Origin of the sequence: Leptospira wolffii serovar Khorat str. Khorat-H2 (assembly GCF_000306115.2) — a bacterium.
Taxonomy (GTDB): domain Bacteria; phylum Spirochaetota; class Leptospiria; order Leptospirales; family Leptospiraceae; genus Leptospira_B; species Leptospira_B wolffii.
In genome coordinates this window covers 934,463-952,809 of the sequence record NZ_AKWX02000007.1, presented here as the reverse complement: position 1 = coordinate 952,809, position 18,347 = coordinate 934,463, and the positions used below count along the sequence as shown (strand labels likewise).

Annotated in this window: 20 protein-coding genes; 4 read left to right on the top strand and 16 right to left on the bottom strand. The window is 45.6% G+C overall.

Translation table 11 applies throughout. The features are described 5' to 3' along the window. Positions 1–31 precede the first annotated feature (31 nt). Together LEP1GSC061_RS08695 and LEP1GSC061_RS08690 are read left to right on the top strand one after the other, a co-directional pair. Positions 32–949 (top strand): UbiA-like polyprenyltransferase, encoded by a 918-nt coding sequence (locus LEP1GSC061_RS08695; protein WP_040508147.1) that lies wholly within the window; start codon positions 32–34, stop codon positions 947–949. After that, positions 946–1,575: a UbiX family flavin prenyltransferase gene (locus tag LEP1GSC061_RS08690; RefSeq protein WP_016544631.1), complete on the top strand. Its 630-nt coding sequence runs from the start codon at positions 946–948 to the stop codon at positions 1,573–1,575. The genes LEP1GSC061_RS08695 and LEP1GSC061_RS08690 overlap by 4 nt, the downstream gene beginning before the upstream one ends. Positions 1,576–1,586: 11 nt before the next feature. On the opposite strand, the gene LEP1GSC061_RS08685 is transcribed toward LEP1GSC061_RS08690, so the two are convergent. The 8 genes from LEP1GSC061_RS08685 to LEP1GSC061_RS08650 form a co-directional block, all read right to left on the bottom strand. Then, the gene (locus LEP1GSC061_RS08685) at positions 1,587–2,630 is read right to left on the bottom strand and encodes a hypothetical protein (protein ID WP_016544495.1); all 1,044 of its coding nucleotides are present in this window, start codon (positions 2,628–2,630) and stop codon (positions 1,587–1,589) included. Then, entirely contained in the window at positions 2,627–4,138 is a 1,512-nt protein-coding gene (locus LEP1GSC061_RS08680; RefSeq protein ID WP_016544883.1) for a tetratricopeptide repeat protein, read from the bottom strand. Before LEP1GSC061_RS08680 ends, LEP1GSC061_RS08685 begins: the two co-directional genes overlap by 4 nt. A gap of 7 nt (positions 4,139–4,145) precedes the next feature. Then, the gene (locus LEP1GSC061_RS08675) at positions 4,146–4,877 is read right to left on the bottom strand and encodes a tetratricopeptide repeat protein (RefSeq protein ID WP_016544266.1); all 732 of its coding nucleotides are present in this window, start codon (positions 4,875–4,877) and stop codon (positions 4,146–4,148) included. Further along, positions 4,874–5,719 carry a hypothetical protein gene (locus tag LEP1GSC061_RS08670; protein ID WP_016544755.1) on the bottom strand — a complete coding sequence of 282 codons (846 nt, stop codon included), beginning with the start codon at positions 5,717–5,719 and terminating at the stop codon, positions 4,874–4,876. Before LEP1GSC061_RS08670 ends, LEP1GSC061_RS08675 begins: the two co-directional genes overlap by 4 nt. A 149-nt stretch (positions 5,720–5,868) precedes the next feature. Beyond that, complete coding sequence (locus tag LEP1GSC061_RS08665) at positions 5,869–6,555, bottom strand: hypothetical protein (protein ID WP_016544766.1); 687 nt, start codon at positions 6,553–6,555, stop codon at positions 5,869–5,871. A 40-nt stretch (positions 6,556–6,595) separates the two neighbouring features. Continuing rightward, entirely contained in the window at positions 6,596–7,642 is a 1,047-nt protein-coding gene (locus LEP1GSC061_RS08660) for an Mrp/NBP35 family ATP-binding protein (protein WP_016544301.1), read from the bottom strand. 13 nt (positions 7,643–7,655) lie between these two features. Continuing rightward, positions 7,656–8,531, bottom strand: coding sequence for a metallophosphoesterase family protein (locus tag LEP1GSC061_RS08655; protein ID WP_016544213.1), 876 nt, complete (start codon positions 8,529–8,531; stop codon positions 7,656–7,658). Next, a complete protein-coding gene (locus LEP1GSC061_RS08650; RefSeq protein ID WP_016544535.1) occupies positions 8,528–8,788 on the bottom strand; it encodes a lipoyl domain-containing protein in 261 nt (86 codons plus the stop codon). Before LEP1GSC061_RS08650 ends, LEP1GSC061_RS08655 begins: the two co-directional genes overlap by 4 nt. A 69-nt stretch (positions 8,789–8,857) precedes the next feature. Between LEP1GSC061_RS08650 and LEP1GSC061_RS08645 the strand changes: the two genes are divergently transcribed. Beyond that, entirely contained in the window at positions 8,858–9,691 is an 834-nt protein-coding gene (locus LEP1GSC061_RS08645) for a hypothetical protein (protein WP_016544436.1), read from the top strand. Positions 9,692–9,868: 177 nt separating this feature from the next. Here the strand turns inward: LEP1GSC061_RS08645 and LEP1GSC061_RS22115 are convergent, their stop codons facing one another. The 7 genes from LEP1GSC061_RS22115 to LEP1GSC061_RS08610 form a co-directional block, all read right to left on the bottom strand. Beyond that, positions 9,869–10,402: an RDD family protein gene (locus LEP1GSC061_RS22115; protein ID WP_415751830.1), complete on the bottom strand. Its 534-nt coding sequence runs from the start codon at positions 10,400–10,402 to the stop codon at positions 9,869–9,871. A gap of 175 nt (positions 10,403–10,577) precedes the next feature. Next, a complete protein-coding gene (gene hslU / locus LEP1GSC061_RS08635; RefSeq protein WP_016544457.1) occupies positions 10,578–12,026 on the bottom strand; it encodes an ATP-dependent protease ATPase subunit HslU in 1,449 nt (482 codons plus the stop codon). Next, positions 12,023–12,580 carry an ATP-dependent protease subunit HslV gene (hslV, locus tag LEP1GSC061_RS08630; protein ID WP_016544984.1) on the bottom strand — a complete coding sequence of 186 codons (558 nt, stop codon included), beginning with the start codon at positions 12,578–12,580 and terminating at the stop codon, positions 12,023–12,025. Before hslV ends, hslU begins: the two co-directional genes overlap by 4 nt. Further along, positions 12,555–13,502 carry a site-specific tyrosine recombinase/integron integrase gene (xerA, locus tag LEP1GSC061_RS08625; RefSeq protein WP_016544664.1) on the bottom strand — a complete coding sequence of 316 codons (948 nt, stop codon included), beginning with the start codon at positions 13,500–13,502 and terminating at the stop codon, positions 12,555–12,557. The genes hslV and xerA overlap by 26 nt, the downstream gene beginning before the upstream one ends. 53 nt (positions 13,503–13,555) lie before the next feature. After that, complete coding sequence (gene pth, locus LEP1GSC061_RS08620; protein ID WP_016544274.1) at positions 13,556–14,125, bottom strand: aminoacyl-tRNA hydrolase; 570 nt, start codon at positions 14,123–14,125, stop codon at positions 13,556–13,558. Continuing rightward, on the bottom strand, positions 14,113–15,666 hold the full coding sequence (cimA, locus tag LEP1GSC061_RS08615) for a (R)-citramalate synthase CimA (RefSeq protein WP_016544580.1): 1,554 nt from the start codon (positions 15,664–15,666) through the stop codon (positions 14,113–14,115). Before cimA ends, pth begins: the two co-directional genes overlap by 13 nt. Beyond that, positions 15,663–15,977, bottom strand: a complete 315-nt coding sequence (locus LEP1GSC061_RS08610; RefSeq protein ID WP_016544525.1) for a Smr/MutS family protein — start codon at positions 15,975–15,977, stop codon at positions 15,663–15,665. Before LEP1GSC061_RS08610 ends, cimA begins: the two co-directional genes overlap by 4 nt. 126 nt (positions 15,978–16,103) lie before the next feature. Between LEP1GSC061_RS08610 and LEP1GSC061_RS08605 the strand changes: the two genes are divergently transcribed. Continuing rightward, complete coding sequence (locus LEP1GSC061_RS08605) at positions 16,104–17,645, top strand: phosphatase domain-containing protein (protein ID WP_016544706.1); 1,542 nt, start codon at positions 16,104–16,106, stop codon at positions 17,643–17,645. Here LEP1GSC061_RS08605 and LEP1GSC061_RS08600 read toward each other — a convergent pair. Then, entirely contained in the window at positions 17,642–18,283 is a 642-nt protein-coding gene (locus tag LEP1GSC061_RS08600; RefSeq protein ID WP_016544893.1) for a DedA family protein, read from the bottom strand. The genes LEP1GSC061_RS08605 and LEP1GSC061_RS08600 overlap by 4 nt on opposite strands. Positions 18,284–18,347: the final 64 nt, after the last annotated feature.

The window sequence follows — 18,347 nt, the reverse complement described above, 5'->3', positions numbered from 1 at the left end:
TCACCGAACGGACCTCGCATTCTCATAAACGATGAACTCAACCGCTCTGGAAGCGATCGCCAAATACGGGCGATTTATCAAATTCTCCCATACTCTGTTCGCCTTGCCTTTTGCGGGGATAGCCTTTGTACTCGCGATCCTAGAACCTCCTGTTCCGACTCTTCCTGCAATCGGAATGAAATTCTTTTGGATATTGGTATGCATGGTGGGAGCTAGGAGCGCCGCGATGGGATTCAATCGCTGGGCGGACAAGAGGATAGATTCTAAAAATCCTAGAACCGCCAATCGAGAAATTCCGTCGGGACAGATCTCCGATACCACCGCGATTCTCTTCATAATTGCATCTTCCTTAGTCTTTTTCCTCGGGAGCTGGTTCTTAAACCGGTTATCTTTTTATCTCTCCTTCCCCACCTTATTCCTGTTATTAACTTATTCTTATACGAAGAGATTCACTTTTCTTTGCCATTTTTATTTAGGACTGACCATAGGCCTTGCACCTCTGGCGGCTTGGATCGCCGTTCGGGAGGAATTTTCTTGGATAGCGGGATTTTGGACCGTCGGTCTCGCATTCAATTTGGCCGGTTTCGATATACTCTACGCTCTCCAGGACGAGGCATTCGACAGAAAGGAAGGACTACATTCCGTTCCTGCGAAATTCGGTAAAAAGTGGTCCGTTATTATATCAAGAAGTTCTCATGTATTATCCCTGGTCTTCCTGGGATTGGCCGCCTGGAACGCGGGGCTTTCGCAAGCGTTTTGGTTCTTTTGGGCGATCACCGCCTTTTTCTTGGCTTGGGAACAAAAAATCGCCGCGGAGAATCCGGACGGAAATTTTCCGCCCTCGTTTTATAGAATTCACTCTTGGATTTCCATCGTGATTTTTTTGGGAATCTTATCCGAGAAATTTCCGGACCTGGTTCGTTTAATAAGCTCCGGATCCAATCCATGAGTTTTCCGAAATTAGGAACCAGTTTGGTCGTAGCCATGGCCGGAGCGAGCGGATCGATTTATGCCGCCCGGTTTCTCCGGGCTCTCATGGAATTACCGGGAGAAAGTTGGTTCGTACCGAGTCCCGCCGCTATCCGAGTTTTCCGAGAGGAATATCAGACTTCCGTTGAGACGGGCGAACAGGTCCTGGATTTTATCCGAGAGAAATGGAGACCTAATTCGGTACATTCTTTTCGTTTGAGAAAATTCGAAGACGTGGGAGCGGACATCGCTTCCGGCTCGAATGTTTGGGAAGGCATGGTGATCGTTCCATGCTCCATGAAGACCGTCGCTTCCATACGGGCGGGAATCACGGATAACCTGATTGAGCGGGCCGCTGACGTTTCCCTGAAAGAAAGGAGAAAATTAATCCTGGTTCCGAGGGAAACTCCTTATAATCGCATCCATTTGGAGAATATGTTGGCACTGCATGATGCGGGCGCGATCCTCGCTCCCGCTTCTCCCGGGTTCTATCAAGTCCCTAAGACTTTGGAAGAACTCGGAGACTTTATGGCGGGGAGGATTTTTCGTCTTCTGGGCAAGGAGATCGATCTGTATCCTAGATGGAAGCCGGAAGGTGAAATATAAATCTTTTCGAATTAAGGCTCTAACAAGATCCCTTTCGAAGTGAGCTTTCGGATTTTTTCATACCCGGTATTTTCTCCGACGGAGATTTCGAAAGTGTCGATGAGTGCGGGCGCCGATCCGGAAAATATTTCTTCGCCGTTCGAATCCGATTCTACCCAAAAGACTTGGATCGTATTTTTTCCGGGAAATAGGTCCTGCACACCGATACCTAATACGTATTCCTTGGAGCCGTTTTGAACGGGAATCTTGAAAGCTTCGATAAACAGAGAATTTGAATATACTTTCAAAAGGTAGGTTTTGCCTTGCGATCCGTGCGGATAGACTCCGTCGGCGATAATCTTTAAGTTGAGCGCATCCGGAGAAACTTCCAAAGCGGACTTTCTTTCCTTGGGCTGGACTTTACATATCGTTTTGCCGGCTATACTATCCTTGGGCGCTTTTAATTTCTTTGCCACCTGGGACAATAGGATTTCGGGGCTGCGAATTTCTTCTCCTTTCGTGGGTCGTATGGAGTAAGAAGAAAGATTGCTTCCGTCCCAAAGAAATAGGATTTCCTTTACCGATTCCGCAGGGATCGAATCATAAAAAGAGGAGTCGGCCGTTCGATAGGCGATTTTTTGCGGGAATTCCAGCTTTCGCAATTGCGGTTCGCTTTTCTTTCCCTCCGAATCGCATTCGAAATTCGTAATCCATCCCGCTCCCGCGGCCAAACTTACATAGGATAGACGGGCCTTTTTAGGTTCCGGATCGGATTCGGGCGCCGTTTCTTCGGTTCCTTCTATTACCAAATCTCCCGAACGGAAATCCGTTCCGGATACGGGACTCGCAAGTATCTTAGAATGGAATAAAAGGGAAACCTTAAGCTCTCCTTGTTTTTTTCCCTCCCGGAAAACGGAAAGAGTCTCCCCCATTCTGAAGATTCCCGGTTTTTTGACTAAGATCGTAGCTTTAGAGTTGAGTCGATTGTAGTCATATATTCTGCCGGATTTCTCCTTGGAAATAAGAGACGCGGAGAATAGAAATAGTATGATTCCGAGTCCTAACGGAAGTTTCAAAGAGAACAACTCCTAGTGGTTAAACATTCTTTTGCCGCTTCCGCTGCTATGCTTCCTGGGTATTCCTCCGCAAGCATTTTTAGGATTCGATCTCCGTCTTCCGTGAGCCCTTGCTTCCGTAGACCCAACGCGATTCCGTAATACGCTTCGGTTCTAATGGAGGCGTCCGGATTCCTGTTCAAAACCTCCTGCAAGACCGCCTTTCCTTCATCATATTTATGTAAATTGATTTGTAGGATAAAGCCTTCCCTATATAAGGCGTAGGAGGATAGCCTATGTTTCGGATATTTTCCGTAAAAGGCGCGGTATTTTTCCAGGGAGCGTTGGTAATTCTCCTGGTATTCCAGATCGGAGGCCTCCTTTAAAAGAGAAAGGTCGATCGGCGGAAGTCGAATCGAGTCCAGATTGACGGTTTCCGTAGGACGAATCTCTATTTGCATGGTAAGCGTATCCTTTTCCTCGGAGTAAAAAGAGAGTACGTATTTTCCGGGAGGAAGGTCTTCAATGCTGATCGGACAATGTCCCAATTCGTCCGGAACTCCTCCGCCTTGTTTTTCCAGAGTGACGATCGCATCTTTCACATCGCAGGAATGTACGAATAATTTTCCGTTTTCTTCGAAGATCTTTCGATTGGCGGATTTTACGAGTTCGTTACTTGCGATTTCTAATTCTTTCTCGTCGGACCATTCTACTATATCGCTTAAGATGGGAAGTCCCGTCTTGACGCTATTGATCTGGTAACTCAATACATAGATTCCATCGAACACCTTTAGGGAACCGGTAAGGAAATGAGTGATCCCTCTAATCTCGAATTCCTTTCGGTTCGTTCTGGCTAGTCCGCTTAAGGAAAGTTTCTTTTCCTCAGCGAGATCCGCAGTTCTCGCCCTTTCCACCAATACGAAATTGCTTTTTTTTCCGAAGACCGAACCTAAGACCGAATCCATTCTCCCGCCCAAATTGGCGCGTTCCGCATCTTCGTTCGCCATGCGAATTTCATGGATTGCTAAAGTATACTTTCCTGAAATGCTATCTGAATCGTTTAAAGGTATTTTTCCTTCGTTTACGGCTCTAAAGGATTCGTTGATTTCCGCTCCGGCTTCTCGGATTAGATCTTCCGGATCCTTGCCGGAAACCTGAGAAACTGCGAATACAGTCCAGGAACTCTCTCTCACGGCTCTCACTGAAAGAGAATAGCCGAGTGGAGTGCGAAACAATTCTGCGAAAACGATCACATCCAGGCCCTTGATATCGGGAGAAGAATCGGAGCTGCATTTGCGAATTCCAGAGGAACATTCGTCGAAATATTCCAAGAGACTCTCGATACTCTTTCTATCTCTTACGACCGCTTGTTTGCCTTTCTGGATTTCTTGTTGTAAGGAGTCGGAGATTTTTCCTATATCCGTATTCGGATCGAATGTTTTTATGTCCGCCACTCCCACTGTGAAGGAATAGGCCGGGCCGGTAAGAATTGATAAGAACGAAAGGATAAGAATCAGATTCGATTTCATAAGTGGCCTACTTCAGATTGGAAATCCATTTTTTTACGGCAGGAACGTCCGTCCCATTCTCATTGAGTTGCAAATATGTTTCGTAAGATAGAATTGCTTCTTTCTTTTTTCCCATTGCTTCCTGTATCAGGCCTGCATTTTTCCATAAAGGTCCGTACTTCGGAAATTTTTCCGTTAAGGTGGAAATGGAGTCCAAAGCCTTCTTCTTATCTCCGGATTCATAGACGGAGACTAACCAATTCAGCGCATACTCCGGATTTTCTGCATCTACAGAAAGGGCTTTTTGAAAATAAGGCCTCGCTAGTTTCGGTTTCTCGGAATGCATAAGAATTAACCCGAATAAAAAATTTGCCCGTGGAAAATCGGATTCTCTGGATAAAAGATCCGTTAATTGGATTCTCGCTTCTTCTTTATTTCCTTTTCTAAAATGATATTCTGCAATGGAGGCGAGGCATTGCTTCTGGAGAGGATTTTCCTTCTTCCCGAGGAGTGCGGTCTCGTACATTCTTTTCAGGTCCCCCTTTTCCGAGAGAAGGTCGGAAGCTTCTCCATAAAGTTTGGCCTTAATGTTCGGATCTTTCTCGGAGACGGCTCGCGATAAAAGTCCCTCTATCTTTTGATTGAACTCGGATTTCCCGATTTTATCGACGTCTAGTTTTCCTTCTCCTTTTTTACAGGAAGAAAATGCAGATCCGAAGAATAGAAAGAGTAGTAGAATCGTTAAGGGAAAAATTTTCATTTTTTGATTATTACTCCGTATCGGAGTCCTTGTAATTTTACGGATTTGTAAGGTTCGATTATTTTCGCTTCGGAATACGCGTGAAAATTCATAATTATCGTAGCTTGAGCAATAGTGCGATCGTCTTTGTCGAGTATACTGATTACCTGGCCGGGGCTAAGAGTTCCAGGACGGGATTTCAGTTTCAACGAATTACCGTTGGCTTCGTATACTTCTCCCAGAGGAAGAAAAAATTCCTCCCGCGTTTCCTTGGTAGCGTTAGGCAATACTTCCAATCCGAAGGAATGTGTTCTTTTGTAGTAAGGGAATTTTCCGGCAGGAAAAAGAATCGGAGAAAATAAGAATAGGGAAAGATTAAGAGCTAAGTCCCCTTCTGTTCGTTCTGCCTCCGGACGGATCACAAAACGGCTCTCCTTGGTTACGGTGATGTCGAATTTTCCCTGTAAGGAATCGTCGGATTTGGCTTCCAATTTCTCCGAGAAAGCGGTGCTAATATCGTAACCCATTTCGAAATAAAGCCTATAAGTTCCTACAGGGATGGGAAAATACAATATATTTTCCTCTTTGGGAATGAAAGGGAGACTTACGGAGATTCTATCGCTTTCCCCGCTGAGGCGGCTTTCTCGGATATCCGTTAACCGGAGCTTTAATTGCATGGTATCCGATCGCTTTCCTTCAAAGATTCCCGGAGGTAGGTAAACGATTAGATCTCCGTGCGGCTCCAATACCTTGTCTTGGAATTTCTCATTGATCCATTTTTGAGGAAGAGAAATGGGGGCAGTACTGCACTCGAATAGTAAGAATAGGATAGGCACCGAGAATAATGCCGGGAGATTTCTCATACTATAGGATAGTCTTATAAAGGATGCTTTGAGACAAAAAACTTTTTTGCCTTCCCTTATTTGCGGATAAGAGCCTTACGTTAGGATTTGATTAGGAAATTAAAGAAGGATTTGAAAACGGGACCGAAGGATTCGGTCCCGCGAAGGTTTCAGGCTACAGATTCTATTTCTTGGATGCGCTTGTTCAAGGAAGAGGCGTCTTCGTATCTTTCGTAGGAAATCGCGTTGAATTTCTGTAGATAAAGACCGATCAATTCCTCACCGGTTTGGCCCGGAACTTCCAGCGCCTTGCGGAAATTATGAAGATCGAATTCGGGGTGTTTTCCGGAAAAAGTTTCCACGAGTCTTTCCATATGAAGCAAGGAAGCTTCTCTTGCGATACCACTGGAACGTCTTACTTTTAAGGAAAGATTGGCAAGTGCGTCCAGATAATCCCTAACGCCTTCCGGTTCTTTCTCGGGTGCGGAGAAGTTGCCTCCTTCCCTATTTTTACAGAGTTCCACATAGCGAATGACCACGTTTTCGAAATGGTCCATTCTTTCCTTGATATAGGAATTGGAATCTTCCTGGCCGGCAGGCATTTCGAAGTCCTTGATTTTGACCACATCATACTTATCGTAATGGTCTGTTATGATTCTCTTAAGATCGTCGTAGCTATCCAAGGATACCGGAGGGAAAGTAACTACTGGAAAATTTTCGCCGATTCGGAGAAAGCTGACCACGACATTGGATGCGATGATCTTGCCTCCCGGATATAGCGGATTTTCTCCGACTACGTTACAATAAACTATGAGGTTTCCGGACGGATTCTTTTCTGTGCCTTTTTCGAACTTCACGGTTTTCCTCCCCTTGTACTAACTGACTGTCGCCGGGCAATTATTCCCACTTTTTTATCTCTTCTGCCAGATTCTGGAGTATGTTTTTATAGGATTTTGCGATAATTCCTTCCGGATCCTGGAAAACCAACGGTTTTCCGGTCTCTCCTGCGTTCATTACATCCATGGTGAGTGGGACCCCGCCCAGGAATTTAGTATCCGAAGAATCCGCCAATTTCTGTCCTCCTCCTTTGGAAAAGATGGCAGAAGCGTGTCCGCAATTCGGACAAATGAATTCGCTCATATTCTCCACGACTCCTAGGATCGGGACCTTTACTTGTTGGAACATGGAAGCCGCTCTATTCGCATCTAAAAGAGCGACTGACTGAGGAGTGGTTACCAAAACGGCCCCATCCAAGTCTATGAGCTGTGCAAGGGAAAGTTGCACGTCACCGGTTCCCGGTGGTAGATCGATGAAAAGAAAATCGAGTTCTCCCCAAACGATATCGTAGAGAAATTGTTCGACTGCCTTTCCAAGCATGGGTCCTCTCCAGACCACGGGTTGTTTCTCTTCGATCAGAAAGGAGAAGGAAATGATTTTGAGTCCGTCTTTTTCCAAAGGATAGATTTTATCTTCTTCGGCCTTTAGAGCGACTTTTCCGTTGATACCGAACATCTTTCCGATGGAAGGTCCGTAGATATCCGCATCCATCACTCCGACTTTGTATCCTAGGGCTGCAGCAGCGGCGGCAAGGTTTACGGTTACGGTGGACTTACCGACTCCTCCTTTTCCGGATCCGACCGCGATGACCTTTTTTACGCCTAGGATCTTATTGGAGTCGTCGAGCTGGAATTTAGGATCCACTTCGAATTTGATTTTGATTTTACCCACCCCTTCCTTCTTGGAAAGAGCCTGACGGATCTGCGCCTCGAGTCCGATTTGGACCCTACGGTCTTGGTTCGGGGTCTTGACTAGAATATTCGTTTCATCTTCTTCTATGCTTAAAGATGCGATCATTCCCAAGGAGACGATATCCTTCTTTAGTTCGGGGTGTTTTATTTTTGTGAGTTCTCTTTGGATTTCTATGGGTTCGATTTTGCCGGCCATTGTTTCCCTTTTCTTAATATAAGATCGTTTGCGATTCTATGAATTCTCTCTTGTCGTTAGAGAAGGCGTATCTCTGGACGGACACGGATTTGCCGTCGTAATCCAAAACATGGAATCCGCTTTGGTGTTTCGTATCTAAAATTCGAGTGCTGGACGCGGAATTGATCACGTAGTAAGGTTTTTCCGGATCCGGAGCCTTGACCCAGTTCGTATGAACATGTCCGTGCAGATAGGCCAAGGGAGGCTTGGCCTGCAAAAGCTCTGCGATTTCGTCCCGATTTCTCATCTTATGACTATAGCTTTCCTGGTTTTCCGGCGGGTTCCAGATTGGATGGTGGCAGACTAGGATATAATCCCGGATCTTTTCCTTTTCCAAATACCGCAAGGTGGCCTCGGCTATTTCCTTTTGAACGTATCCGAATGCGTCAAGAATGAAGAGAGGCATATTAGAGTCCCAGCCTACCAGTGTCAGGGATCCTATTTTTTTTGTACGGAGATAGCCGGGAACGGAGGCAACGGTTTCCCCCATCCAAGGGGAAAAGAATTTTTCGTAATAAGGAGGTTCCGCTTCCTTTCCGGCGGCCTTTATAGTATAACGATCATGATTTCCGGGAATCATAAAAGTTTTGTCGCCCAACAATGGACGGAGGTATTCCAGTGCGTACTCGTATTCCTTCCAATGGGAGACGTTTGTAATGTCCCCGGAAATGATTACCGCATCCGGTCGGATCTCTTCCACTTTCCGAAGGATAGCATCCCAGAGAAGAATCGGATATTTTTTTCTACGCCGAAAGGTGTAGTTGATATAACCGGGAATCATTTTCCCCTTCAAACTAGATATAGGAAGAGGAACGGGAAAATGCAGGTCCGATAAATGGACCAATTTCACTGGGAGGTATCCCTCGCAATTGCGCCTAACACCTCACCTTTTTTCACCACGGAGCCTTTTTCCTTATCGATTCTGGATAAGGTTCCGTTAATGGGAGATTCCATGGGAAAGGAGGCTTTATCCGTGACGAGTTCGCAGACTTCTTGTCCTTCCTGGATTTTCTCTCCAAGTCGCACGTTCCATCTTACTAATTCGATCTTATCCGTGTCGCCTAGATCGGGAGTTATGAGTTCGAAATCTTCGGTTTTTGGTACCATCTTCCTAAAACCAGCTTGCCGAATCGGATCGGCTCGCCAACGTGTACTAAATTTTCTAAGTTCCCTCCTATGGCAAACCCGAAATCTGTCCTCAAAGGGGCTGAAATCCTCCAAAATATCGAAGACCTCAAAAAGAGAAGGTTTTTTCACTTAGAGCTAAAAGGCCTAACGAAACCGACTCGGGATATTCTTTCCGAGCTTGTAAACGGACTCTTGGAAGAGATAGGAGCCAATCCTTTGGCTGCTTTTCATTTATTCAGCGGATTGATGGAAGCCCTATTAAACTCAATCAAAGGTAATATTCGTCATATCATCTTTCGAGACGAGCTCCTGAAGAAAATCGCGAATCTAGGCGATTCCCAAGAAGAAGCCGAAGAGCTTCTGGAAATCATCATGGACACTTCTCCTCTTAGGGACGCCATGCAAAGATACGTGGTTCCCGAAAAGATCAAGCGCCAGGTGCAGAATATCCTGCAACTCGAAGATAAGATTCGAGCTAAGAAGCTAATCCTAAAATCCGAAGAAAGGGAATTCTTATCCGATATCCGCTTTAAGCTTAAGAAGAATAGGATGAGAATCTCGGTCAAGATTCGAATCACGAACGACGAGCTGAATTTCCGGATCCGGAACGATTCTCCGATTCATAATATGGATTTCGGTAGAATAGAAGAATCTCGTGTTCGTCATAAGCAATTATTCGACCAGGGAAATTCTGCGGATTTCTTTCGTCCCGAATTCTTGGATGAGAAGGAAAGCGCCGGTTTCGGAATCGCAATGATCGACGAAGGCTATTATACCATGGGGCTGAATCCTTTGGACCTACTTACCATCACTTCCGGAAGTAGGACCACTACTGTCTACATGAGATATCCTTTAAGCGCTCTACGAGAAATGGCTTTTTAATACTCTCTTACGGACATCAGACCGACCTTGTGACCGACCGGTCCCTTTAATGATTTATGCGGAGTATAAATCATTAAAGGGCTGAATTTTTGGATTCGGCTTCCTTCGATATAAGACTCGCATCCGCTCGTCTCAGTAAAGGAACCGTAATCTTCACAAGATTTGCATCCGCTTGCCTCATTCGATTGAAATATCTTTTATTTTTTTCGAATATACGACGTAGGTCGAAGTGAGGTAATCCTGCGGCATTTGTTTTCGTTTCCCGATGAAAGCGATCCAGAAAAATATCCATAGGGCAAATTTAAGCCAAGATCGCAAACAGCAATTTACCAAAGTTAATTTTGAACCCGATGCCGAGACCACTCTTAGACCTGCAAGATAATGGCCAGGGGTGGCTCCGAAAAAATAAACGAATAGAGCGTCATAGAGATAAAGAGGAAGTAATAGTAGCGCCTGTAGAAATTGCGATTCGGCTTCAAATAATGTTATCAATCGAGCGCACGCAAACAGTAGAAGCAGTAGAAATATCGTATCGAATTGAAATGCGAGATAACGACGTAATAAGGAAGCCGATATCTGTCCGAAATCTTTTTTGTCCGGAATGAGATTCTCTTTTTCCTCTTTTTTGATGAACGGCAAGTAGCCTTTCTTTACAAGGAATCTTGTTAGTAGAAAAGAGAAGGATAACTCGATCAAAGATAATAATGTCATTCTAACACTTTCCAAATCTCGATCCGAAAGCTCATGGCCGATATACATTTCTATGATCAGCGTGCTGAAAATGGAAAGTAGGATCAGGATTAAGAAAAATGTTATAAATGAAACGAGATATCTCAAAAACTGCTATCCCTATGATTTTGTAAGTTTTTGACTTACCGAGACTAAACTATAGAATATAACGACTCAGGTCCTTATCTTCTACGATTCCCTTCAGTTTGGATTCCACGGTTTTTTGATCGATCTTGAGGGATCTTTGGTTCTCGGGTAGATCCGGTCCTTCGAAACTCACATCTTCCAAGAGTCTTTCCATGATGGTGTTGAGTCTTCTTGCTCCGATATTCTCGTGCTTCTCGTTCATCTCGTAGGCGATTTTTGCGATTTCCCGGATTCCGTCGGAAGTGAATTCCACCTGGATCCCGTCCGTTGCGAGAAGTGCCTGGTATTGTTTGACTAGAGAGGATCTAGGGGCTGTGAGAATTTTCTCAAAATCGTCCATGGACAATTTTTCCAGTTCCACTCGGATCGGAAAACGTCCCTGCAACTCGGGGATTAAATCCGAAGGTTTGGACATATGGAATGCACCCGCAGCGATGAATAGAATATGATCCGTTACGATGGGGCCGATCTTCGTGTTTACGGTCGCGCCTTCTACGATAGGCAATAGATCTCTTTGGACCCCTTCTCTGGAAACGTCTGCCCCCGCTCTTCCTTCCTTACTCGCAATCTTATCGATTTCATCTAGGAATACGATGCCCATCTCTTCCACTCTCTTCTGGGCTTCCCTTTGCAATTTGTCCGGATCTAGAAGTTTTTCCGCTTCGGATTCTTCCAGAACCTTTAAGGCTTCTTGGATCGGGAGTTTTCTCTTCTTCTGCTTTTTGGGCATGAGATCACCTAGTACGTTTTGGATATGATTATCCAAATCCTCCATGTTTCCCGCACCGAATACTTGCAGCATGGGCAAACCTTGGGGACCTGCCTGTGGGAGATCCAACTCTACGATCTGGTCGTCCAATTTTCCCGACTTTAGTTTCTTTCGCATGGTTTCTCTGGTTTCTAAGAAACGTTTTTCTCTCTCATCTTCGTCGACGTTCGTAGAGAAGCCTATGGAAGGAGGATGAGGATCCGCAATGGAAGTCGTCTTAGAAGGAAAAGGCAATAGTATATCTAATAACGCCTCTTCGGCTCTTTCTTTGGCCTTGCCTTCCACCTCTTTTCGGAATTCCTGCTTTACTAGATTCAGGGAAACCATAGCCAGATCTCGGATGATGCTTTCCACATCCCGACCCACATAACCCACTTCGGTGAATTTGGTACTTTCCACTTTTAGGAAAGGAGCCCCGCAAAGTTTGGAGAGTCTTCTGGCGATTTCGGTTTTTCCCACTCCGGTGGGTCCGATCATGATGATATTTTTAGGATAGATTTCTTCTCTGAGTTCCGGATCGAGTTTTCTTCTTCGAGTACGGTTTCTAAGCGCGACGGCAACGGCCCGTTTCGCATTCTTCTGCCCGATGATATGCTCGTCTAACTTGGATACGATTTGTCTAGGAGTGAGCTCGTCGTCTCCTATTTTGGATTCTTCTTTTTCGGACGGGATCGGGAAGAGATCGCTCATGGGGTGATTTCCTCCACGATGATATTATGATTCGTATAAATACAGATATCGGCGGCGATATCCATGGCTTGTTTGACGATTTCGGAAGGTTCTAATTGGGTGTGGTGGAATAAGGCCCTAGCTGCAGAAAGAGCGTAATTTCCGCCGGATCCGATGGCAAGAATTCCGTCGTCCGGAGAAATCACGTCCCCGGTTCCGGAAACTAGAAAAGATTCGTCCTTATCTGCGACTATGAGCATTGCTTCCAGTCTTCGGAGCATGCGGTCCGTTCTCCATTCTCTTGCCAATTCGACCGCGCTACGAGAAAGACTGCCTCCGAATTCGTGTACTTTTTTTTCGAATAGTTCGAATAGAGTGAATGCGTCCGCAGCGGAACCCGCGAATCCGGAAACGATCCGGTCATTGTATAATTTACGTACCTTACGCGCGTTATTTTTCATTACGGTGTTTCCGAAGGAGACTTGTCCGTCTCCCGCAATGGCCACCTTGCCGTTTCTGCGAACGCAGAGAATCGTAGTCGCGTGGATTTTACTTGGATTTATCGAGTCTTGCATGCGGGTGAGCCTTTCGGTAGACCTCTTTTATCTTTTCCTTGCTTACGCTCAGATACACCTGGGTGGTGGAAAGAGAGGAATGGCCCAAAAGCTCCTGGACGGCACGAATATCCGCGCCTGCGTCGAGTAGATCCGTTGCGAACGTGTGACGGAATTTATGGGGAGTAATGGGTTTGTCCCATCCCATCCGCTTTCTTCTCTCGTTCAAGATATAACGGACCCCTCTCGTCGTCAGTTTATTTCCCTTTTGATTCAGAAAAATTTCATCGCATTTCGGGCGGAAGCGAGGTCTGGATTCCAGATACTCTTTTAAGCAATCTACGGCTTCTTTTCCCAGGTATACGAACCTTTCTTTTCTACGCTTACCCATTACTTTTAAGATCGTATGGTCGGCGGATAATTGAGTCAGACTTGCATCCACTAATTCGAATACTCGAAGTCCTGTGGAATACAATACCTCTATAATCGCTTTGTCTCTTAGGTTTAGGATTTCGGATGCGTTTTCGTTTTCGAAATCCAGTATGCTTTCCGTTTCCTCTATTCTGAAATTCTTAGGGACCTGCTTTCTGGTTTTAGGGAAGCTAACGGAAAGGATCGGATTTCCCGGAACCAGATTGTCTTTTAAGAGAACCTTGTAGAAGGTGCGAAGACTCGAAAGTTTACGGCTCTGGGTTCTTCTGTCGAGTCCTTGGTTTTGGGATAGATATGCGAAATAAGAACGAACGTCGACGGATTCTAATTCGTAGATTTGGATCTGTTCCTTTTGGCAGAATTCGAAGAATGATTTTAAATCCAGAAGATACGCATTGAGTGTGTTCTGGGTATAATTCTTTTCCACCCGCAGGTATTCGTAGAACCGGTTCGCTGCGTAATTTAAGGTCTCCGATTCGAAGGTCGGAATCTTGACGGCGTATTCGCTCAAACTGGTGTCTCCGAAAGCAATTCTCCCGATTCGGCAAAGGCTTTCGGGATACTTTACTTATCGGAGGCTTTCGAAAAAAGGATCTCTCTTTCCCGGACCCAATCCGAGATTTTTTGTTTAGCCGCAAGGAAGAGTTCCGGCATCTGTTCCATCTCCTCTTTACGGAAATTGGATAGAACATGTCCCGAGGTGAGAGCGCTATCACCCGGTTTTCCCACTCCGAAACGAAGGCGGAAGAAATCGGGGGAACCTAATTTTTCGATGATGTCTTTAAGTCCGTTATGGCCCCCGTGTCCCCCGCTTTGCTTGAATTTGAGTTTGGAGAATGGGAAGTCGACTTCGTCGTGAATGACTAAAATGTTTTCCGGAGGGATTCCGTTTTTTCTAGCGAGTTCTGCGACGGCTCTCCCCGAAAGATTCATATATTCCAAGGGCTTTAGAAAATGGAATGTGATTCCATTGCGATCTATTTTTCCTTTTGATTCCTTGGTGGAAGAAGAATAGGATACGTCCCAATCCTTAGCCAGATCGTCCAGGAGAAGGAAACCCACATTATGCCTGTTCTTTTCGTACTGGCGGCCCGGATTTCCAAGGCCCACTAATAATAATTTCAGTTGTGCCATTTTTGGAGAACTAGGTTCAGCATTTTTTCAGTAGCGAGGACCGCAGCGATGGTTTGATCGCAATGCACGCCGATGGTTTTGAAGTTCTCTTCTTCGTGATTTTCCTGGGTCTTATTCCAGGTGATCATGGTCTCCACAAGTGCGTCGGTCTTTCCTCCGGGAGGAATCCTCACCTCGTAGTCCACGAGCCTAGGAATGGTGAATCCTGCTTGGGAGCCGATGCTTGAGAGAGCCACCATGAAGGCGTCGTAGCCTCCGTCCCCTTCTCCTTCTGCGGAGAATTTTTTGCCCTTCCATTCCAATTCCACGATTGCCTTAGGACGGATTCCTAGTCCGGAATCGATTTTGCAACCTACGATTTTCAGAGCCTGTTCCGTTGCCGCTCCGGAAACGTCCGCGATCAAAAAGGGAAGATCCTCGGGGGTGATGGTTTTGTTTTGGTCTCCCATCTCTATGACCTTTTCCAAAACCTTTCTCTCTATCTCGGGAGAAAGAACCATCCCGAGTTGCTTCAGGTTTTCCGATATACTCGCTTTTCCTGCGAGTTTACCCAGAGCGTAACTTCTCTTTCTTCCGAAACGTTCCGGAAGAATGGGATTTGCGTATAGATTTCCTTTTTTATCACCGTCGGCATGAACACCCGCAGTTTGAGTGAATACGTCTTCGCCCACAACCGGACGATTGGCTGAGATTCTTTTTCCGCTGAATGTCTCTACTAAGCGGCTTGCTTCCGTAATGCATTTCTCATCCACAAGAGTTCGGATGCCGGCTTTATCGTGTAGCGCGGTTACCACGGCCTCCAACGGAGAATTACCGGCTCTTTCTCCCAATCCATTTACGCTAACGTGAACACCTTTTGCTCCCGCTTTGACCGCAAAAATGCAATTGGCTACGGAAAGATCGTAATCATTATGACCGTGGAATTCGAAATGAGCTCCGGGATGTCTTTTTACGAGAGTGTTGACTCCTTCGAAAGTTTCGTCGGGAGAAAGAACTCCTAATGTGTCCGGTAGGAATATTTTTCCCACTGGCTCTTTGGAAAGATGATCCACGAAATCCAATACATAGTCTTTGCTATTCAGATAACCGTTGGACCAATCTTCCAGATAGATATTTACGTTTAAGCCGTTCTTTTTGGCGTAATGAATCGTTTCCGATACTTCCGCAAAATGCTCCGATGGAGTTTTCTTAAGCTGCCCCTCCAAATGTTTGAGGGAGCCTTTGGTAAGAAGATTCAAAGTTCTTGCACCCGCGGCAAGGATCCAATCCACGCTGCGATTGGAGTCCACGAAACCTAGAATTTCGATTCGATCTCCTACGTTTTCGGAGTCCGCCCATTCCATGATTTTACGTACGCTTTCCAATTCTCCCTGGGAAACTCGGGCCGAGGCGATTTCGACCCGATCCACTTTCAGATTTTGGAGTAGGAATTTAGCTATATTCAATTTTTCCGAAGCGGAGAAACTCACACCTCGGGTTTGCTCCCCGTCCCGGAGAGTTACGTCGAGTATCTGGATGGCTTTTCTCTGTTCCGTCGTCATTTTAAGTATTTCTTTAAGTCCGCAGCCGAGGGTCCCATGATTTCTATGAGAGTCGATCCTGGGTTTCCTATATTCAGACCGGCATCTTCCAGGATTTTCAGAAAAGAATTGGCTCCGATATAATCCTCGGTCATTTTTCTAAGAACCCCCTCTCCTATGCCGTGAATCACCTCGACCAGGGTCTCTCCTTTTAGGAAAGCGTCCTGAATTTCACGGTCCAGAATGCGATAGGCCTCTTCGTAGCGTAGTTTGCGGATATAGATCCTTCTTGGACCTTTCTTAGAACCGCTAGAATCTCTCCCCCTCGGCATCCTAGATACCATCCTAGACGGATGCTTCGGGGCGAAAACAAAGAAATTCGATTTTTGCTTTCCCTTTAGGGACCCCGTGTTAGAGTTTTCCTTTCCCAAATTTTGAAAAAGGATCCCGGAAGAGTTGTGACAGAAGAAGCGGAGCGCAAGGTTTCTAGGAACACAGAAAAACGCAGGGCTGCCATTTGCGGCGGAACCCTGGGTAGAGAAAATCGTTACTATATCCGAGGCCAGGTTGTGGATATAGGAATCACCGAAGAGATGACGGATCCTTCCAAGTGGAATCTTCTTACGGGCTTGTATGAGGGGCAGGAAAAGGAGATCACCCCTTTTCTGGATTACTCCTTGGAATCGGTTCGGAAGCCGATCCTACTTGCAGAGATCCTGGACGAGTCCGGAAAGGTACTACATACTTCCCCCGAGATCCGAGGCGATGAAAGCGGTTTTTTCTTTCATGAATTCACCTTTCCTCTCAAGCCGGGAAATTATCTATTTCATATTCATTTTTTGAAGCCGGATTCTTACAGGCAGTTCGGAAAAGATTTAGCGTATCTGAACACTCCCGGAAAGCACGAGCTTGTCACGGATAGTTTGATCGGTAAAGGAGCTCTTCGTATTCTTTCCGAAGAATACGAAGGTTGGGTGACGACTTCCGATATTGACCAAACCTATCTTGCCACAGATATCCATTCCAATAAGGGAAAGATTTCCACATTATTCGAAACGCCAGAGCAGAAATTGCCCTTACCCGGCATGCCTGCCTTGGTACACGAACTCAGGGATAGCACGGAGGATTCTCCTCTTTGTTTTATTTCCGCGAGTCCCCATTTCTTCCGCAGAACCCTTCTCTCCACGTTTCGTCTGCAAGGAATCAAAACGGAATCCCTCCATCTAAAGTATCTGGAAGGAACCATCAAAGGGATGGTGGATAAGTTTTGGGACACACTCTCTCATCCCACAAGATTTCTAACCGACGGACTTTGGGGAGCCTTGGAAAGAGTTCGAAAATTTGCGGGCTCTTCTTTTCAGAGTCTATTCGACCAATTGGCTTATAAACTTACCATTCTACTTCGGGATAGAATTTATCTTCCCACAGGTTCGAAAGAGATTCTCCTCGGGGACAATTCGGAGAGTGATTATCTTATCTTTCTACTTTACCAATTCATTCTTACGGGGGCTCTCCAAGGAAAAGAATTGGAGGATTTTCTATACAGATTGAATTTTTTGGGAAGAGACGCAATCACTAGAGACAACGCCAAATTGATCCGGGAACTTGCGGAAGAAAATCGTAGGATCCACGGGGATTTGAATCCTGTGGAGCTCGTACTCGTGAACAAAGCCCAATTGGGGCCTTCTTCGGAAGAAATGAAATGGAATGTGCAGAGCGCTCTTCCTCACGGTCTAGATCCTTGGAAAACGGAAGGGATTCGTCCTTATATTCCCACCGAAGGTGCTTTGGGATTTGCGCTTGTCATGGTGGAAAAAGGAATCCTAGACTTATCCTCCGTTCTTAAAATCGCAGGAGAAATGACCGGCCAGTGGTTCGAAGGAAAAGTGATAGAACCCGATCTGCTTCTGGAGTTAGCGAAGAATTTGGAATTGCCTAAGGATGTAAATTCCGTTCATAAGAAATTCGTTAAAACTCTGGAAGAGGTCTTGAAGGTCTAAGCCTCTTTCTTTTTTCGAAATTTCTTATATAGTACAAACGAGACAGTAGCTACGACGAATACGGTCAGAAAGATTCGGTTGTACAAGGATAGAAATTCTAGAAGTTTTTCCCAATGGCTTCCTAAATAAAATCCTCCGTAGATGAGGATACCGCACCAGAGAAAAACGGCTAGGGAAAAATAAGAGAAGAATAATCCGGGATGGATGTCCACCATTCCGGCCACGATGGATACGAAGAATCGGATCCCTGCCGAAAAACGGGAAAAAATGATGACGAGTACGCTGTTTCGGGAAAACCAATCCAAGGTTTTTTGAATGGAGTCCTCGTTATAGAGCTCCGATTTAAAGGGGAAATCTTTGTTCTTTAGCCATTCCAACAATTTGTGGCCGAAGGAATACATGATCCAGGCCCCGGCCAGATTTCCGAATAAGGTGCTCGTGGCCAATTCCCAGAAACCGATCCCTCCCCTTGCGAGCAAGAATCCGCCGAAAGCGGTGACCGTATCTCCCGGCCAGGGAGGAAAAACGTTTTCGGTAAGATTGGAAAAGGCGAAAAAAATCCAGACGAGAAAGGAGGGCAAACCGGCGACCCAATCCAAAAGATTCTGGAAGTATGAATCGAATCCGGGCAACTGCATCTAGAAAAGGATTGTCAAGCTGGGACTCGTGGATTCAACTAAATTTCGTGGAATCCCAAAGAAT